Source organism: Pseudomonas sp. BF-R-26, from assembly GCF_019947395.1.
GTDB lineage: Bacteria > Pseudomonadota > Gammaproteobacteria > Pseudomonadales > Pseudomonadaceae > Aquipseudomonas > Aquipseudomonas farris.
The window spans coordinates 347,068-362,051 of record NZ_JAGYGK010000004.1 but is presented as its reverse complement, the minus strand read 5'-3'; the positions used below and the strand labels follow the sequence as shown (position 1 = coordinate 362,051).

Sequence of the window (14,984 nt, the reverse complement as noted above, 5' to 3'; positions counted from 1 at the left end):
TTTTTTTATTGATAAGCCCTCGCCCACCTGGCGAGGGCCGCGGGACCTGTCTTTCCATAATAAAAACAAAGGGGCTTCACCATGGACCGCAACACCCGCATCCTCGCTATTCGACTATTGCTGGCCGGCGGCGTCATCAGCCTTTCGGCCCCCGCCGCTGCGGATTTTGTCAAAGACAGCAAGGCCAGCCTGGAGCTGCGCAACTTCTATTTCAATCGCGACTATCGCCAAGACAACGCCCCGCAATCCAGACAAGAGGAATGGGCGCAGGGTTTCCTGCTGCGCTATGAATCGGGATTCACCGACGGTTTGATCGGCGTAGGTTTCGATGCCATTGGCCTGCTCGGCGTCAAGCTCGATTCCAGCCCCGATCGCGCAGGCTCCGGCCTGCTCAAACGCCATCGCGACACCCGCAAAGGGGCTCAGGACGAGTACGGCGAACTGGGTTTGACGGCCAAAGTGCGGGCCTCCAAAAGCACGCTGAAACTCGGCACGCTGCTGCCGAAACTGCCGACGGTATTGGCCAACGATTCACGGTTGCTGCCACAAACTTTCAAGGGCGGTCAGCTGACATCGCTGGAAATCGAAGGCCTGACGGTGGATGCCGGGCGACTGACGCAAGTCAATCAGCGCGACTCCTCGGACTACGAGGACATGGGCATTACCCGCACCGGCGCCAAGGGCATCACCACACGTCATCTCGATAGCGACAGCTTCGATTTCGCCAGCCTGAACTACAAATGGACCAGCAACCTCGCCACCGGTTACAGCTATGGTCACCTCGACGACTTCTACAGCCAGCACCTGGTCAACCTGACCTACGTGCTGCCGGTCACAACCGGCCAGTCGCTGAAGACGGATCTGCGCTTCGCCCGCTCCACGGACGATGGCGGCAGTAATGTCGATAACAATGCCATTGGCGCGATGTTCACCTACAGCCTCGGCGGGCATGCGTTGGGTCTGGGTTATCAAGGCATGAGCGGCGACACCGGCTACGCCTACGTCAACGGCACCGATGCGTTTCTGGTGAACTTCGTGCAGATCGGCGACTTCGCCAGCAAGGACGAAAAATCCTGGCAGGCGCGTTACGACTACAACTTTGCGGCGATTGGCGTTCCGGGGCTGACCTTCATGACCCGTTACCTCACCGGCGACAATATCGATCTGGGCGGCAACCGCCCGCAAGGCAAGGAATGGGAGCGTGATACCGACATCGGCTATGTCGTGCAGAGCGGGCCATTAAAGAATGTCGGGGTGAAATGGCGTAACGCGACAGTTCGCTCGACCCACTTTGGCAGCGACCTGGATGAAAACCGCCTGATCGTCAGCTATACCTTGCCGATCTGGTAAGCCGATTCAGTTTCTCTGAGGGGGCGGCACGCTACCGGCGGGCTCCCCTTTTTTACGACTCGGGAATCTTCGGTGTGCTGGAGGGCCTCATCGCGGGCAAGCCCGCTCCCACAGTGATCTCTGTTGTTCACAAATACTGCATTCACAGCAGAACCCTGTGGGAGCGGGCTTGCCCGCGATGGCGGCCTGAAGAACACCAATGATGATTGTAGGTTAAGATGCCTGCAAACCAGGCCCGCCGCGAGACGCCCCGCATGACTGATACCACCCCACGCCTGATCAAGAAGTACCCCAATCGCCGACTGTATGACACCCATACCAGCAGTCATCTGACGCTGGCGGACATACGCCAGTTGGTGGTCGATAAAATTGCCTTTCAGGTGGTCGATGCCAAGAGCGGCGAGGATCTGACGCGCAGCATCTTGCTGCAAGTGATTCTGGAAGCCGAAAGCGGCGGTGAGCCGATCTTCACCAGCGAGATGCTGATGGGGATTATCCAGTTCTACGGCCCTTATCAGGGCGTACTCGGCAGTTACCTGGACAAGAGCATTCAGACCGTAATCGACATCCAGTCCCAGACCGGCGCGCAATCCTCCGAAGCCTGGAGCACCTTCATGCATCAGCAAGCGCCAGTGATGCAGGATCTGATGCGGCAATATGTCGACCAGTCGAAGGCGCTGTACCTGAACACCCAGAACCTGTTCGGCATGTTCGGCGGCAAGCCCGGTGCCAATGGCGGAACGAAAAAAAATGGCGATGAGGAATAAACCCATCGCCATTGGTGCCGCTGATCTAGTGTGACTTACTTATTACCGCTGGTAGCCTTGGCGCTAGCTTCCGGGGCAGCTTTAGTGCTCGCGGCAGTCGCTGCATCGAAACCACTCTGAGCCACATCGGCAGCTTGTTTTACGGCTTTCTGTGCGCTTTCGAACACAGTACCGGCATTCGCCAGGCCCGACTTGAACGCGGCCACAACAGGCTCGGAGCCGGCCGGTGCATTCTTGCTGATCGTTTCAACGAACTCATGCATCTGCTGGGTGCCCGCTGCGACCTGACTCGAGGTCAATTTGGCGATGTCCGACTGAGTACCCACGATCAGTGCTTGAACCTGACGATTGAACTCGGCCAGGCGTTCGGTTTGCGCGCTCGGCTGGGTGAAAGAAGCCTGCAGCTCGGCGAAACCTTGTGGATCACGGACGGCCAGCAGCTTGCGAACACCTTCGAAGTGCTCTTCGGTGGAGTCGCGCAGTGCCTTGAACTGCAACTGGCTGAGCTGTTCAACGCTGGCGAACACTTTGCCGCTGATTTGCTGCAAAAGGTCGAGGTTGGCTTTCTGAGCGGTTTGCAGTTTTTCCGAATTGAAAAAAGACATGCTTGAATCTCCTGGTACTGGAAGGCCCTGATGGGCCTGAGGACGCGATAGCGATCCGGCCAGTCATCGCGTTAGGCTTGATATTGCAGCGCACAAAATCATTTGGCAATGCCTATTTTTGTGCGGTGCAAAATAAACGTTGCTAACGCCCTCCTCATTCGCTGTAGACTCCTGCTCATCGAACAGCCAGCCTAGCCCTCTTTAACTAAAGGGTTCAGATGCGCAGGTTCCCATGCAAGCAGCAGGAGATCACCATGGGTCAGAAAGCAAATATTGCGCTGCAAGATGAAGAGCGTAGCGACCCCGCCGGCTTGTTCGAACACCTTAATCATCTGCAACGCCTCAATACCCACAACGTCCTCGACGCCGTGCAGAAGCGCCAGGCAAAAACCTTCGCGCCTTTAAGCCTTGGGCAACTCAGACAGCCGACTCCGGCTGACTGGCAGGAATACTTCACTGACCTTGGCCAGCGCAGCGTGCTGTTCTGGGACACCTTGCGTCAGCGGGGCGACAACACCCTGGCCCACGAACGCGCCGGGTATCCGCTACTGCTCAAGTTCAATCATGAAACGCTGGTCGCTGGTGAAGACCTGCCTCGTGCGGTCAACTATTCGTTGTTGCAAATCCTCGGCGGCCCGGGGCAACAGATCGACAGCAAAAAACAGCCCGTGATCATCATTGATCCCCGCGGCGGTCACGGCTCGGGGATCGGCGGTTTCAAACAGGACTCGGTTATCGGCGAAAGCCTGAGAGCCGGCCACCCCACCTACTTCATCGCCTTCAGTCACTCGCCACGCCCAGGGCAAACCCTTGCCGATATCACAGACGCCCAGGCACGGTTCATCGAGGTCGTCAGCGCTCGGCATCCGGACAGCGCCAAACCTGTCGTCATCGGTAACTGCCAAGCGGGCTGGGCGTTAATGGGCCTGGCGGCCACTCGGCCAGAGTTGCCGGGGCTGATCATCGTCAACGGTGCGCCGTTGTCGTACTGGGCCGGCGTCAATGGCCGCAATCCGATGCGCTACACCGGCGGTTTGCTGGGCGGTGGCTGGATGGCGCGCCTGGGGAGCGACCTCGGTAATGACCGTTTCGACGGCACCTGGCTGGTGAGCAATTTCGAAAACCTGGACCCGGCCAACACCTATTGGGGCAAGTACTACCACCTGTTCAGTGAAGTCGACAGCGAGGCCGCACGCTTTCTGGATTTCGAACGCTGGTGGGGCAGCCCGACCCTGCTCAATAGCGAAGAAATCGAGATGATTGTCGACGACCTGTTCATCGGTAATCAGCTGTCCGGCGGCCTGGGGCGCAAAAGCAGCGGGCTCGACCTCAAATTGATCGAAGTGCCGGTGGTGGTGTTCTGTTCCTATGGCGACAACATCACCTCCCCGCAGCAGGCACTGGACTGGATCACCGACGTCTATCCCAGCGATCTCGCGTTGCAAAATGCCGGACGCACCATCGTTTACCTGCGGCATGCGAGCATCGGTCACCTGGGCATCTTTGTGTCCGGTGAAGTGGCGCGGCGTGAGCACCGTGAGTTGCTGGGTGCGGTCGATGCGATCAATGCGCTGCCGGCCGGGTTGTATGAAATGCTGATCGACGACCTGCCGGAGCACTCGGCGACGCCGTATACCGTGCGTTTCGAGCCCCGGCGTATCGCCGACATTCATGGCCGGATGCAGCCGCCCCGTGATGACGATCGCGAATTCGCGCTGGTGCAGCGCGCATCCGCCATTAACAACAGCGTGTACGACGAATTCATACGCCCATGGTTGCGCCAGCTGATCAACGAACCGAGCGCCGAAATGCTGCGTCGCGCGCACCCTTTCCATCAGCAGCAAGTGGCCTGGAGCAGTTTGAACCCGGCACTGTGGTGGCTGACTGGCAGTGCCGCCCAAGTGAGCAAGGATCGTCACCCCGCCAGCCAGAACAACCCGCTGCTGGTCTGGCAGGAACTGTTTTCCAACCAGGTGCAGGATGCCTTGAACGGCTATCGGGACCTGCGTGATGCAGCTCACGAAATGTGTTTCTACGGCGTGTATGGCGTACTCAATAGCCTCGCCGGCAATGCACCCGGGCGAAATCTGCAGGAACACGCCGAGCAGCACGACCAGGTTCTGATCGAGCGCCTGCAGGATGCCCTGCCCCTTGGCGGTCTGATGGAAGCCTTGATACGGATCCTGTTCCTGCTGGGTCGCGACGGCGACGAACCGGGCAAGGAAAGCGTCGAGAAATTGATCCTGCAACTGCAGGTGCTGCTCCAGGACTACAGTGCCAAGCCACTTGATCTGCGCGAAACCCTGCGCCTGCAAAAACTGCTGGTCGCCACCCTCCCGCAAGAAAGCCTGCACAGCCTGCCCTTGATGCTGGTTGAAGTCGAAGAGCGCCAACAAGTGCTGGCGGCCGTCGCCAATTTGCTGCCCGAACTGCTGACCAGCGGCGCAAACAACCCATGCTGGTGTGAGCTGCACACGCTACTCGACGTTCCGCTGCCAGGCTTCAGCCTGACCCAGCCACCCGGTGCAGCCGATACCATCGAAGTGAAAGTCCCGGCGATAACGCCAGAGCCGATCAAGCAAGCCATCCCGGTGCTCATCCCTGAGCCGATCAAGCAGAAAATCCCCGCAGTGACCCCAGACCCCATCGCCAAGGTAGCGAGTCCGGTGCGCAAACCTGCCAAGGGCAAGAAAGCCGTAAAAAAACCTCCTATGAAATAACGTTGAACGCTGACGGAAGGCCGTGTCAGACCGGCGCGGCTTCCTCGATTGCCAACGATTCATCGGCCCGATACTGACCGGGTGTCATGCCAAACCAGCGGCTACAGGCTTTGTTAAAGCTGCTGTGATCATGAAAACCAAGGAGATACGCGACATGCTTCATGTTGAAGTGAGAATGGCGCAGGTAGAAGTCGGCCAATTGCCGGCGCACAGCGTTCTGCACGTCCTTGAATTGCGTCCCTTCCTTTTCCAGTGCGCGTTGCAGCGTGCGCTTGCTAACGTTCAATGCCGCCGCGATCGACTCCATATCGCATTGCCCTTGGCCCTGACTCAAGCGCTCGGTAATCAGCGCGCGAATCCTGCCGACTATGCAAAAACCAAACTGCAGATCCAGTTGCGCCTCGGCAAAACTGTCATGCAGCACCGCCAGCGCTTCGTTGGCCATGCTCAACGGACGCAGCAGCTCCTGCCCATCAAACAAAATGCTGTCGTAAGCCGCGTCGAAACGCAGGTCGCAGCCAAACAGCCGTCGATGCTCGGAGGTGTCTTCAGGTTCGGGATAGGTGAACTCCACACTCAAGGGTTGCGGTGAGTTACCGCCCGCCAGCTTACGGCAGAAGCCCAGCAACGAAGCCAGCGCGGCATCGGTGTATTGGCGAGGTTTGATCGAACCTTTTTGTTGATGATCGAGGCCGGAAAGTCGGTAACCCTGCGGTTCCGAGGTAAAGAAAAGGCTGAATCCGGTGCCAATCAACGGACTGAAACGGACCAGGCGCTCAAGGGCTTTTTTCAGATTCAGGCTGGACATCATGGTGTAGCCGACGATCTGAAAGCTACCGGGGTGGAAACTTCCATAGGCCTTCAAGCCGATCTCCGAATCGCCCGAGGCCTGAGCGGCGAGATCCCATAATCGATAAATCGCCCTTCGCTCGCAAAACGCTCCTGGTTTGTTCGCAAGCTTCATGTCTAGTCCAGCCTCCCGACACAGACTGGCAACATCCAGTCCTTGAGCCGAGAGCGTATTTACCAGCACGCTGGCATAGCCTGAACTCATTCTATACATGGCGTCCTCAATGACCTGTGGAACCGAACATCCTGTCCGGAGCCATAACTGATCTGCGATGAATCAAAGACTAACGGGTTCTTCAGTTGCCAATATTGACCCCAGTATAGGTAACCAGCGTTTTTCACCACCCGTCATTAACCGGGGGCATGGCACCGTTGGACACCAGACAGTCACCTCTCAACACTTCCGCACACCCGGCCAATACCGAACAATCCCCCATCTTGCAACGCAAAACAAAGAAAGGAAGGGATTGTATGAAGTCGCTTGGTCGTATTGCGTTGGTCACGGGTGGTATGGGTGGGATTGGCACTGCGATAAGCCAACGCCTGTACAAGGAAGGATTCAAGGTCATCGTCGGCTGCAGCTCGGATTCCGCCCGCAAGAACGAATGGATAGCCACCCAACTGGCGGCGGGTTATCAGTTCGAATGCATCTTCGGCGACATCACCGATTGGGAATCGACCCGCAAGGCCTTCGAGATGGCACGAGAGCAATTCGGCCCGATCGATGTGCTGGTCAATAACGCCGGCATCACTCGGGACGCTTCCTTTCGCAAACTCACTCCAGAAGACTGGAACGCGGTGATCGGGACCAACCTCAGCGGCCTGTTCAACACCACCAAACAGGTGATTGAAGGCATGTTGGCCAAGGGCTGGGGTCGGGTCATCAACATCTCGTCGATCAACGGTCAGCGCGGCCAGTTCGGCCAGACCAATTACAGCGCGGCCAAAGCCGGTATCCATGGCTTCACCATGGCACTGGCCCGGGAAGTCTCGGGCAAGGGCGTGACCGTCAATACCGTATCGCCCGGCTACATCCAGACCAGCATGACCGCGGCCATCCGCCCGGACATTCTCGAGACCATGATCGCAGCCACACCGGTCGGGCGCCTTGGCCAACCCGAAGAAATCGCTTCGATCGTCGCCTGGCTGGCGTCCGATGAATCGGCCTACAGCACTGGTGCCGACTTCTCGGTCAACGGCGGCATGAACATGCAGTAAGCCTGTCAGGGCATGGATGCCCTGCTCCCGCTCGACAGAATCCTAATGAGGTCATGCATGAACGAAGTCGTAATCGTTGCCGCTACTCGCACCGCCATTGGCAGTTTTCAAGGTTCACTGTCTGCCATTCCAGCCACCGAATTGGGCGCGGCGGTGATTCGTCGCCTGCTCGAACAGACCGGGATCGACGCTGCGCAGATTGATGAAGTCATCCTCGGCCAGGTGCTGACTGCAGGCTCCGGGCAAAACCCGGCACGCCAGACCGCGATCAAGGCCGGCCTGCCCCATACCACCCCTGCCCTGACCCTGAACAAAGTCTGCGGTTCAGGCCTCAAGGCGGTCCAGCTTGCGGTTCAGGCGATCCGTTGCGGCGACGCCGAACTGGTGATTGCCGGCGGTCAGGAAAACATGAGCCTGGCGCCCTATGTTCTGCCCAAGGCGCGCACCGGTCTGCGCCTGGGTCATGCGCAACTGCAAGACAGCGTGATTCAGGATGGTTTGTGGGATGCCTTCAACGACTACCACATGGGCATCACTGCCGAGAATCTGGCGAATCAATACAGTATCAGTCGCGAAGATCAGGACGCTTTCGCCGCGACCTCGCAACAGAAAGCCGCCGCGGCCATCGAGGCGGGTTACTTCAAGGGCGAAATCACCCCGATCCTGATTCCCCAGCGCAAGGGCGAGCCGCTGGTCTTCGACACCGATGAACAGCCGCGTCCGGACAGCACGCTCCAGGCACTGGGCAACCTCAAACCCGCGTTCCAGAAAAACGGCAGCGTGACCGCCGGCAACTCGTCGACCCTCAATGACGGCGCCGCCGTGTTGATGCTGGCCAGCGCCGCCAAGGCCCTGGCTCTGGGTTTGCCGGTACTTGCGCGCATCAAGGCCTATGCCAGTGCCGGAGTGGACCCGTCGATCATGGGCATCGGCCCGGTACCCGCTACCCGTCTGGTCTTGACGAAAGCCGGCTGGAGCCTGGACGACCTGGACCTGATCGAAGCCAACGAAGCGTTCGCCGCGCAGTCACTGGCCGTCGGCAAGGAACTGGGCTGGGACATGAACAAAGTCAATGTCAACGGTGGCGCCATTGCCCTCGGTCATCCGATCGGCGCATCAGGCGCGCGGATTCTGGTGTCGCTGGTACATGAACTGATTCGTCGCGATGGCAAAAAAGGTCTGGCCACCTTGTGCATCGGTGGCGGCCAGGGCGTCAGCCTGGTCATCGAGCGTTAGAAACACAGGCTGAGTTGTCAGACGCGGCGTCGACGTCCGGTGCCGCGGTTTTTTTCTGCCCGGTTTATTCATGTGGGCAAGGAGTTCCATGGACAACGCGCATACCTTAAACACACTCTGGTCGGGCCAGGTTCCGTTCATTGCTTCCTTTGCAGTGCAACAATTAAGGCTCTGGGTCAGCACCAACCCCTGGTTTACCGGGCAGGACTACAACGCCTGGTTCGAGCTGCCACGCGAAACCCTGGACAGCCTTCAATCGGACTATCAGCAACAATGGTGTGAACTCGGCCAGCGTCTATTGACCGGTCAGCCCTTCAGCTTCGAAGATCGGCGTTTCGCCAGCGGCAACTGGAGCCAACCGCTGTTCGGCTCCCTCGCGGCGTTTTATCTGCTCAATGCCGGCTTTCTGCTGAAGCTGCTCGATCAGCTGCCGATCGACGGCAAGAAACCGCGTCAACGCTTGCTCTATCTGGCGGAGCAAGCCATCGCCGCCGGCGCGCCGAGCAATTTTCTGGCGAGTAACCCCGATGCGCTGCAACGGGTCGTGGACACCCAAGGAAGCAGCCTGCTCACAGGCCTGATGCACCTGGCCAGCGACCTGCAGGAAGGCAAGATGCGCCAGTGCGACGCCGGCGCGTTCAAAGTGGGTGTCGACCTGGCAAACACCCCGGGCGAAGTGGTCTTCGAGAACGAACTCTTCCAGCTCATCCAGTACTATCCGCAAAGCGAAACCCAGTACCGGCGCCCGGTGTTTATCGTTCCGCCATCGATCAACAAGTACTATATCCTCGACCTGCGCCCCGAAAATTCGATGGTTCGCCACCTGTTGCAGCAAGGCCATCCGGTGTTTCTGATGTCGTGGCGCAACTTCGACCAGGAACACGCCGGCACCACCTGGGATGACCTGATCGAAACCGGGATTATCAAAGGCCTGCAAGTGACCCGTGAAATCAGCGGCGAGCAACGGCCCAACTGCGTGGGATTCTGCATTGGTGGCACGTTGTTGAGCTCGGCGCTGGCCGTGTTGGCGGCCCGTGGCGACAAAGAGATCGCCAGCGTGAGCCTGCTGACCACCTTCCTCGACTACCTCGATACCGGCCCCATCGACATCTTCGTCGACGAGCAACTGGTGGCTTATCGCGAGCGCACCATCGGCGGCCTGAACGGCCCCATCGGCCTGTTCAAGGGCGAGGACATGGGTAATACATTCTCGTTGCTGCGCCCCAATGACTTGTGGTGGAACTACAACGTCGACAAATACCTCAAGGGGCAGAAATCGATCCCCCTTGACCTGCTGTTCTGGAACAACGACAGCACCAACCTGCCCGGGCCGATGTACTGCTGGTACCTGCGCCATACCTACCTGCAGAACGATCTGAAATCCGGCGAACTGGATTGCTGCGGGGTCAAGCTGGACCTGCGCGCCATCGATGCCCCGGCGTACATCCTCGCCACCCATGACGACCACATCGTGCCATGGAAAAGCGCCTACGCCAGCACCAAGCTACTGTCTGGAACCAAGCGTTTCGTACTCGGCGCCTCAGGGCATATCGCGGGGGTGATCAACCCACCGGCCAAGGAAAAACGCCATTACTGGACCAACAATCGCGTCACCAAGAACCCTGAAACCTGGTTCAAGAATGCCCAGCAGCATCCGGGCAGTTGGTGGAATGACTGGTTCGTCTGGCTGGCCGAACACGCCGGGGAACGCCAGCCTTCAGTGCTGAGCACCGGGAATGCGCAATACCCGGCACTTGAGTCGGCACCGGGGCGTTATGTGATGCAATAAGAGGAACCAGTCCGGGGCAGCCAGGCTTCGGGCTGGACGCTTCAGAATGCCCGTTTACTGCTTTGTCCGCCCCGGAATGGCGATACGACTGGTCGTTTTGACTTCACGCAACGCAAGACTTGACTGGATAGAGGCGATACCGAGTTGTCGCCTCAATACGCTCTCGACAAAGTCGCTGTAGCTATCAAGATCCTGAGCCAACACTTGCAAAAGGTAATCGGCATCCCCGGTTATCTTGTGACAAGACAAGACCTCCGGGAGCTGCATGATGACGGCTTCAAAGGCTTCGGGGGTATGGTCGGTGTGCGTGGCAAAGCGAATATGCACGAACGCCATGATGTCCAGCCCCAGCTTGCGCCGGTCCAGGTTTGCCTGGTAATCCTTGATCACTCCCTCCTCTTCCAGTCTCTTGCGCCGCCTCCAGCATGGAGTAAGGCTTAGCGAGAGGCGCTCACTCAACTCGGCGTTGGAAATGCTGGCGTCCTCCTGCAACAAAGCCAGGATGGAAAGGTCGGTATCGTCAAGCAATGCGCGATGGGTATTTTTTTTCTGCATGGTGCCATCTACGGGAAAATAATTCCGATTACGCTAGCAGAGCGAGAACAAAAAGCAAAGAAAGTGCACCCGTCCCAGAACAAACTATTGGCACTGGACCACCACGACGGATGCGTATAAATGCTTACAGTTTTCAGCGATTCCCATCGCTTGCACCATGGGACCGAATTAAAGGACGGCGTTCTCAAACCTTCTTTCGAACAGCCAAGCCGAGCGGATACCGTTCGCGACCGAGTCCAGCACGTTGGGCTCGGCGATATCATCGTCCCGCGAAAATTTGACCGGGCGTGCTACGTCAATGCACACAGTGAGCGCTATGTTTCCTTTCTGGAAACCGCGTGGTCCGAATGGACGGCAACCGGCCGGGAGCACGACGCCCTTCCCCTGGTCTGGCCGGTGCGCGACTTGTCCAATGAACATGTCCCCGCGTTCATTGATGGCAAGCTCGGTTTCTTTGCCATGGATGCCGGCTCGCCGATCACCGCGACCACCTGGGAAGCCGTCAAAACCAGCGCGGACATTGCACTCACAGGACTGTCGTTGATCAACGAAGGCCACAACAGCGCCTTTGCCCTGTGTCGTCCACCCGGGCACCACGCTGCTCGTGAATACATGGGAGGCTACTGCTACCTGAATAACGCGGCCATTGCCGCGCAACATGCACTGACTCAAGGTGCTAAACGTGTCGCGGTGCTCGACGTCGACTTCCATCATGGCAACGGGACGCAGAACATTTTCTACGATCGCAACGATGTGATGTTTGCTTCCCTGCATGGAGACCCCTCGGTTTCCTATCCTTATTACTCGGGCTTCAGTTCCGAGTGTGGAGCAGGTGCCGGTGAAGGTTATAACCTGAACTATCCGTTGCCGAAAAACACCACCTGGCATAGTTATCAAAACGCCCTGATCCATGCCTGCAAAAAACTTCGTAACTTCTCGCCTGAACTCTTAGTGATTTCCCTGGGCGTCGATACGTTCAAGGACGATCCGATCAGCCACTTTCTTCTGGAAAGCCAGGATTTCTTTGGCATGGGTGAAATCATCGCCACTGTCGGCGCGCCGACACTCTTCGTTATGGAAGGCGGATACATGGTCGATGAAATCGGTATCAATGCGGTCAATGTACTTCATGGGTATGAGAGCAAACAATTCTAAGTTTCGTGACCGAGACAACCTTCCTATACTTACAACTAAGAGACAAACACATATGACTCTATTCATAGACGTTGATCACACCGCCGCGCTTTTTGGCAAAATTGGAATCGGTCAGGCCATTACGCAAATGGCCAACTACATCAAGGCTGATTATTGCCGCTGGGCTGACTTTGATAAATCCCCACGCACCGCCAATCACTCCATTTGCGGGGTGATCGAACTGATGCCGACTGACGATGGCAAACAGTATTCATTCAAATACGTAAACGGCCATCCAGGAAATGCAGGCAATAACTTGCTGACAGTCATGGCCTTTGGGGTATTGGCGAACGTCGATAGCGGATACCCCGCCGTTCTCAGTGAACTCACCCTGACCACCGCGGTTCGCACAGCGGCAACGTCCGCCCTGGTAGCCCAGTCCCTGGCACGCAAGGGTTCGACACGCATGGCCATTATCGGAAATGGCGCCCAGAGCGAATTCCAGGCGATTGCCTTTTATGAAATGCTCGGGATCAACGAGGTGCGGATATTTGATATCGACAGCGCCGCGTCATTGAAACTGAAAAAAAATCTGGAAAGCTATACCGGCATCAATGTCACCATAGCCTCCTCGGTACATGAAGCCATCAAAGGCGTTGATATCATCACCACCGTCACGGCGGACAAGGCCTACGCGACAATATTGACGCCCGACATGATCGAGCCCGGCATGCATATCAACGCGGTTGGCGGTGACTGCCCCGGGAAAACCGAACTTCACGCCGATGTCCTGCGCAACGCCCGGATCATTGTCGAGTTCGAACCGCAGACGCGCATTGAAGGCGACATTCAGCAACTGGACGCTGACCATCCTGTCATCGAATATTTCCGCATCGTTCGGGATAACGAGCCAGGCCGGGAAAATGACACGCAAGTCACGGTTTTCGACTCGGTGGGATTTGCTCTAGAAGACTTTTCTTCACTGCGTTATTTGCATGATCAGGCTAGAAAATACGCGATCGGTGAGAAAATCCATCTTGTACCCACGCCTGCCAATATCAAGAACCTGTATCAATTGATTGAGGAGAACTCTGATTTTTCATCAGTATCGTCCCCGCAAAAGCAGCAGCTAGCAGCAAGTTAAGATGCACGATTGCTCGCTATCAAGTCAGGTGGCGAGCCACGAACACCTTACTGATTAACCGATACTGCAAACGTTTTAATCACCATCCTGATGCATGGCGAACTTACAACAATAAAACACACACACTATTTCTCTGCCAAAACTCAAAAAACATAAAATCAAGAGGTTTTGTGATGAAATCAGATACGCATGAAATAATTGAACAACCCGCATTACAGCGCACGCTCAGCAATCGCCACATTCAACTAATGGCCATGGGCGGCGCCATTGGTACGGGGTTGTTCATGGGCTCCGGCAAGATCATCGCCCTGTCCGGTACCTCGATCATACTTATCTATATGATCATCGGTCTTTTTGTTTACTTCGTCATGCGTGCCATGGGAGAGCTGCTTTTATCTAACCTGAACTTCAAAAGCTTTGCTGACTTTGCCGGGGCCTACCTTGGCCCTCGTGCGGCCTTCTTTCTCGGATGGTCATACTGGTTGAGCTGGAGCGTGGCCGTTGTGGGAGATGCAGTGGTCGTCGGGGGGTTCTTTCAATACTGGTTCCCTGATGTACCGGCCTGGATCCCCGCCATCGGCATGATGCTTACTCTATTTGCCTTGAATGTGCTCACCGTCAGACTGTTCGGCGAGGTTGAATTCTGGTTCGCGATCATCAAAATAATCGCAGTCGTCGCGCTGATTTCCGTCAGTGTGCTGCTGATTGCCAGCTCCTTCGTCTCACCCACGGGAGTCACGGCTTCCCTGACGCACCTGCTGGACAAGCAGGCCGCCTTCCCCAACGGCCTGTTCGGCTTCTTCGCTGGCTTTCAGATGGCGATCTTTTCGTTTGCGGGCACAGAATTAATCGGCACCGCGGCCGCCGAAACCAAGTCGCCCGAAAAGACGTTGCCCAAAGCCATCAATTCCATACCGCTCAGGATCATCCTTTTTTATGTTCTGTCCCTGGTCTGCATCATCGCGGTGACCTCATGGCAGCAGGTATCGCCCAACAAAAGTCCTTTTGTCGAACTGTTCCTGATCGCGGGTTTTCCAGCGGCGGCCGGCATTGTGAACTTTGTGGTGCTAACCTCTGCGGCGTCATCCGCCAACAGCGGCGTCTTCTCGTCCAGCCGCATGTTGTTCGGCCTGGCTGACCTTGGCAGTGCACCCGGTATCTTCAGGCGGCTATCGAAAAACAGCGTTCCGCTCATCAGCCTGGCCTTCACGACCTTTCTGATGCTGTTGGGGGTGCTGCTGCTGTTCATCATCCCTGAAGTCATGACTGCCTTTACCATCGTGTCGACAGTGTCGGCCATCCTGGTGATCTTTACCTGGTCGACCATCCTGGCGTCCTACATCGCTTATCGCAAAGCAAGACCCGATCTCCATGCGCAATCCCGGTACAAAATGCCTGGAGGCGTACCGATGGCGTGGTTCTCCCTCGCATTTCTCGCATTTGTGCTGTGCCTGCTTGCTCTTCGGCCAGACACCCGCCTTGCACTGTGCGTGATGCCTGCATGGTTCATTTGGTTGGCAATCGCCTACCAACTCTCACATTTCAGGAGCAGGAACCAGGCCAGTCACGCAGCCGGGTCACTTCTCAAAGAATGATCCATTGCCCACCAAAATCTTC

The 14,984-nt window shown here is 57.0% G+C and carries 12 protein-coding genes; 9 read left to right on the top strand and 3 right to left on the bottom strand.

Going from position 1 to position 14,984, the window contains the following annotated elements; translation table 11 throughout:
- The first annotated feature begins 81 nt into the window (after window positions 1-81).
- A complete protein-coding gene (locus KGB18_RS07605) occupies window positions 82-1,350 on the top strand; it encodes an OprD family porin (protein ID WP_223569628.1) in 1,269 nt (422 codons plus the stop codon).
- Between the two features lie 218 nt (window positions 1,351-1,568).
- Window positions 1,569-2,117 carry a polyhydroxyalkanoate synthesis repressor PhaR gene (gene phaR, locus KGB18_RS07600; protein ID WP_201121258.1) on the top strand — a complete coding sequence of 183 codons (549 nt, stop codon included), beginning with the start codon at window positions 1,569-1,571 and terminating at the stop codon, window positions 2,115-2,117.
- Between the two features lie 35 nt (window positions 2,118-2,152).
- On the opposite strand, the gene phaP is transcribed toward phaR, so the two are convergent.
- Window positions 2,153-2,722, bottom strand: a complete 570-nt coding sequence (gene phaP, locus KGB18_RS07595; RefSeq protein WP_223569627.1) for a TIGR01841 family phasin — start codon at window positions 2,720-2,722, stop codon at window positions 2,153-2,155.
- Between the two features lie 254 nt (window positions 2,723-2,976).
- Here phaP and KGB18_RS07590 point away from each other — a divergent pair, with 254 nt between their 5' ends.
- Window positions 2,977-5,442, top strand: coding sequence for a DUF3141 domain-containing protein (locus tag KGB18_RS07590; protein ID WP_223569626.1), 2,466 nt, complete (start codon window positions 2,977-2,979; stop codon window positions 5,440-5,442).
- Window positions 5,443-5,467: 25 nt separating this feature from the next.
- On the opposite strand, the gene KGB18_RS07585 is transcribed toward KGB18_RS07590, so the two are convergent.
- Window positions 5,468-6,505 carry an AraC family transcriptional regulator gene (locus tag KGB18_RS07585; RefSeq protein ID WP_123722766.1) on the bottom strand — a complete coding sequence of 346 codons (1,038 nt, stop codon included), beginning with the start codon at window positions 6,503-6,505 and terminating at the stop codon, window positions 5,468-5,470.
- A gap of 257 nt (window positions 6,506-6,762) precedes the next feature.
- On the opposite strand from KGB18_RS07585, the gene phbB reads away from it, so the two are divergent.
- The 3 genes from phbB to phaC all read left to right on the top strand — a co-directional run bounded on the left by phbB (window position 6,763) and on the right by phaC (window position 10,534).
- The gene (phbB, locus tag KGB18_RS07580; RefSeq protein WP_123359419.1) at window positions 6,763-7,509 is read left to right on the top strand and encodes an acetoacetyl-CoA reductase; all 747 of its coding nucleotides are present in this window, start codon (window positions 6,763-6,765) and stop codon (window positions 7,507-7,509) included.
- 57 nt (window positions 7,510-7,566) lie between these two features.
- Window positions 7,567-8,745, top strand: a complete 1,179-nt coding sequence (locus KGB18_RS07575; protein ID WP_123722767.1) for an acetyl-CoA C-acetyltransferase — start codon at window positions 7,567-7,569, stop codon at window positions 8,743-8,745.
- Between the two features lie 88 nt (window positions 8,746-8,833).
- On the top strand, window positions 8,834-10,534 hold the full coding sequence (gene phaC / locus KGB18_RS07570; RefSeq protein WP_223569625.1) for a class I poly(R)-hydroxyalkanoic acid synthase: 1,701 nt from the start codon (window positions 8,834-8,836) through the stop codon (window positions 10,532-10,534).
- 54 nt (window positions 10,535-10,588) lie between these two features.
- Here phaC and KGB18_RS07565 read toward each other — a convergent pair whose 3' ends face one another.
- Window positions 10,589-11,089: an Lrp/AsnC family transcriptional regulator gene (locus KGB18_RS07565; protein WP_052963513.1), complete on the bottom strand. Its 501-nt coding sequence runs from the start codon at window positions 11,087-11,089 to the stop codon at window positions 10,589-10,591.
- Between the two features lie 120 nt (window positions 11,090-11,209).
- Between KGB18_RS07565 and KGB18_RS07560 the strand changes: the two genes are divergently transcribed.
- From KGB18_RS07560 to KGB18_RS07550, 3 genes are all read left to right on the top strand, one after another.
- A complete protein-coding gene (locus KGB18_RS07560; protein WP_201060443.1) occupies window positions 11,210-12,244 on the top strand; it encodes a histone deacetylase family protein in 1,035 nt (344 codons plus the stop codon).
- Window positions 12,245-12,296: 52 nt separating this feature from the next.
- Window positions 12,297-13,367 carry an ornithine cyclodeaminase gene (locus tag KGB18_RS07555; protein WP_223569624.1) on the top strand — a complete coding sequence of 357 codons (1,071 nt, stop codon included), beginning with the start codon at window positions 12,297-12,299 and terminating at the stop codon, window positions 13,365-13,367.
- Between the two features lie 173 nt (window positions 13,368-13,540).
- Window positions 13,541-14,962, top strand: a complete 1,422-nt coding sequence (locus tag KGB18_RS07550) for an amino acid permease (protein ID WP_223569623.1) — start codon at window positions 13,541-13,543, stop codon at window positions 14,960-14,962.
- Window positions 14,963-14,984: the final 22 nt, after the last annotated feature.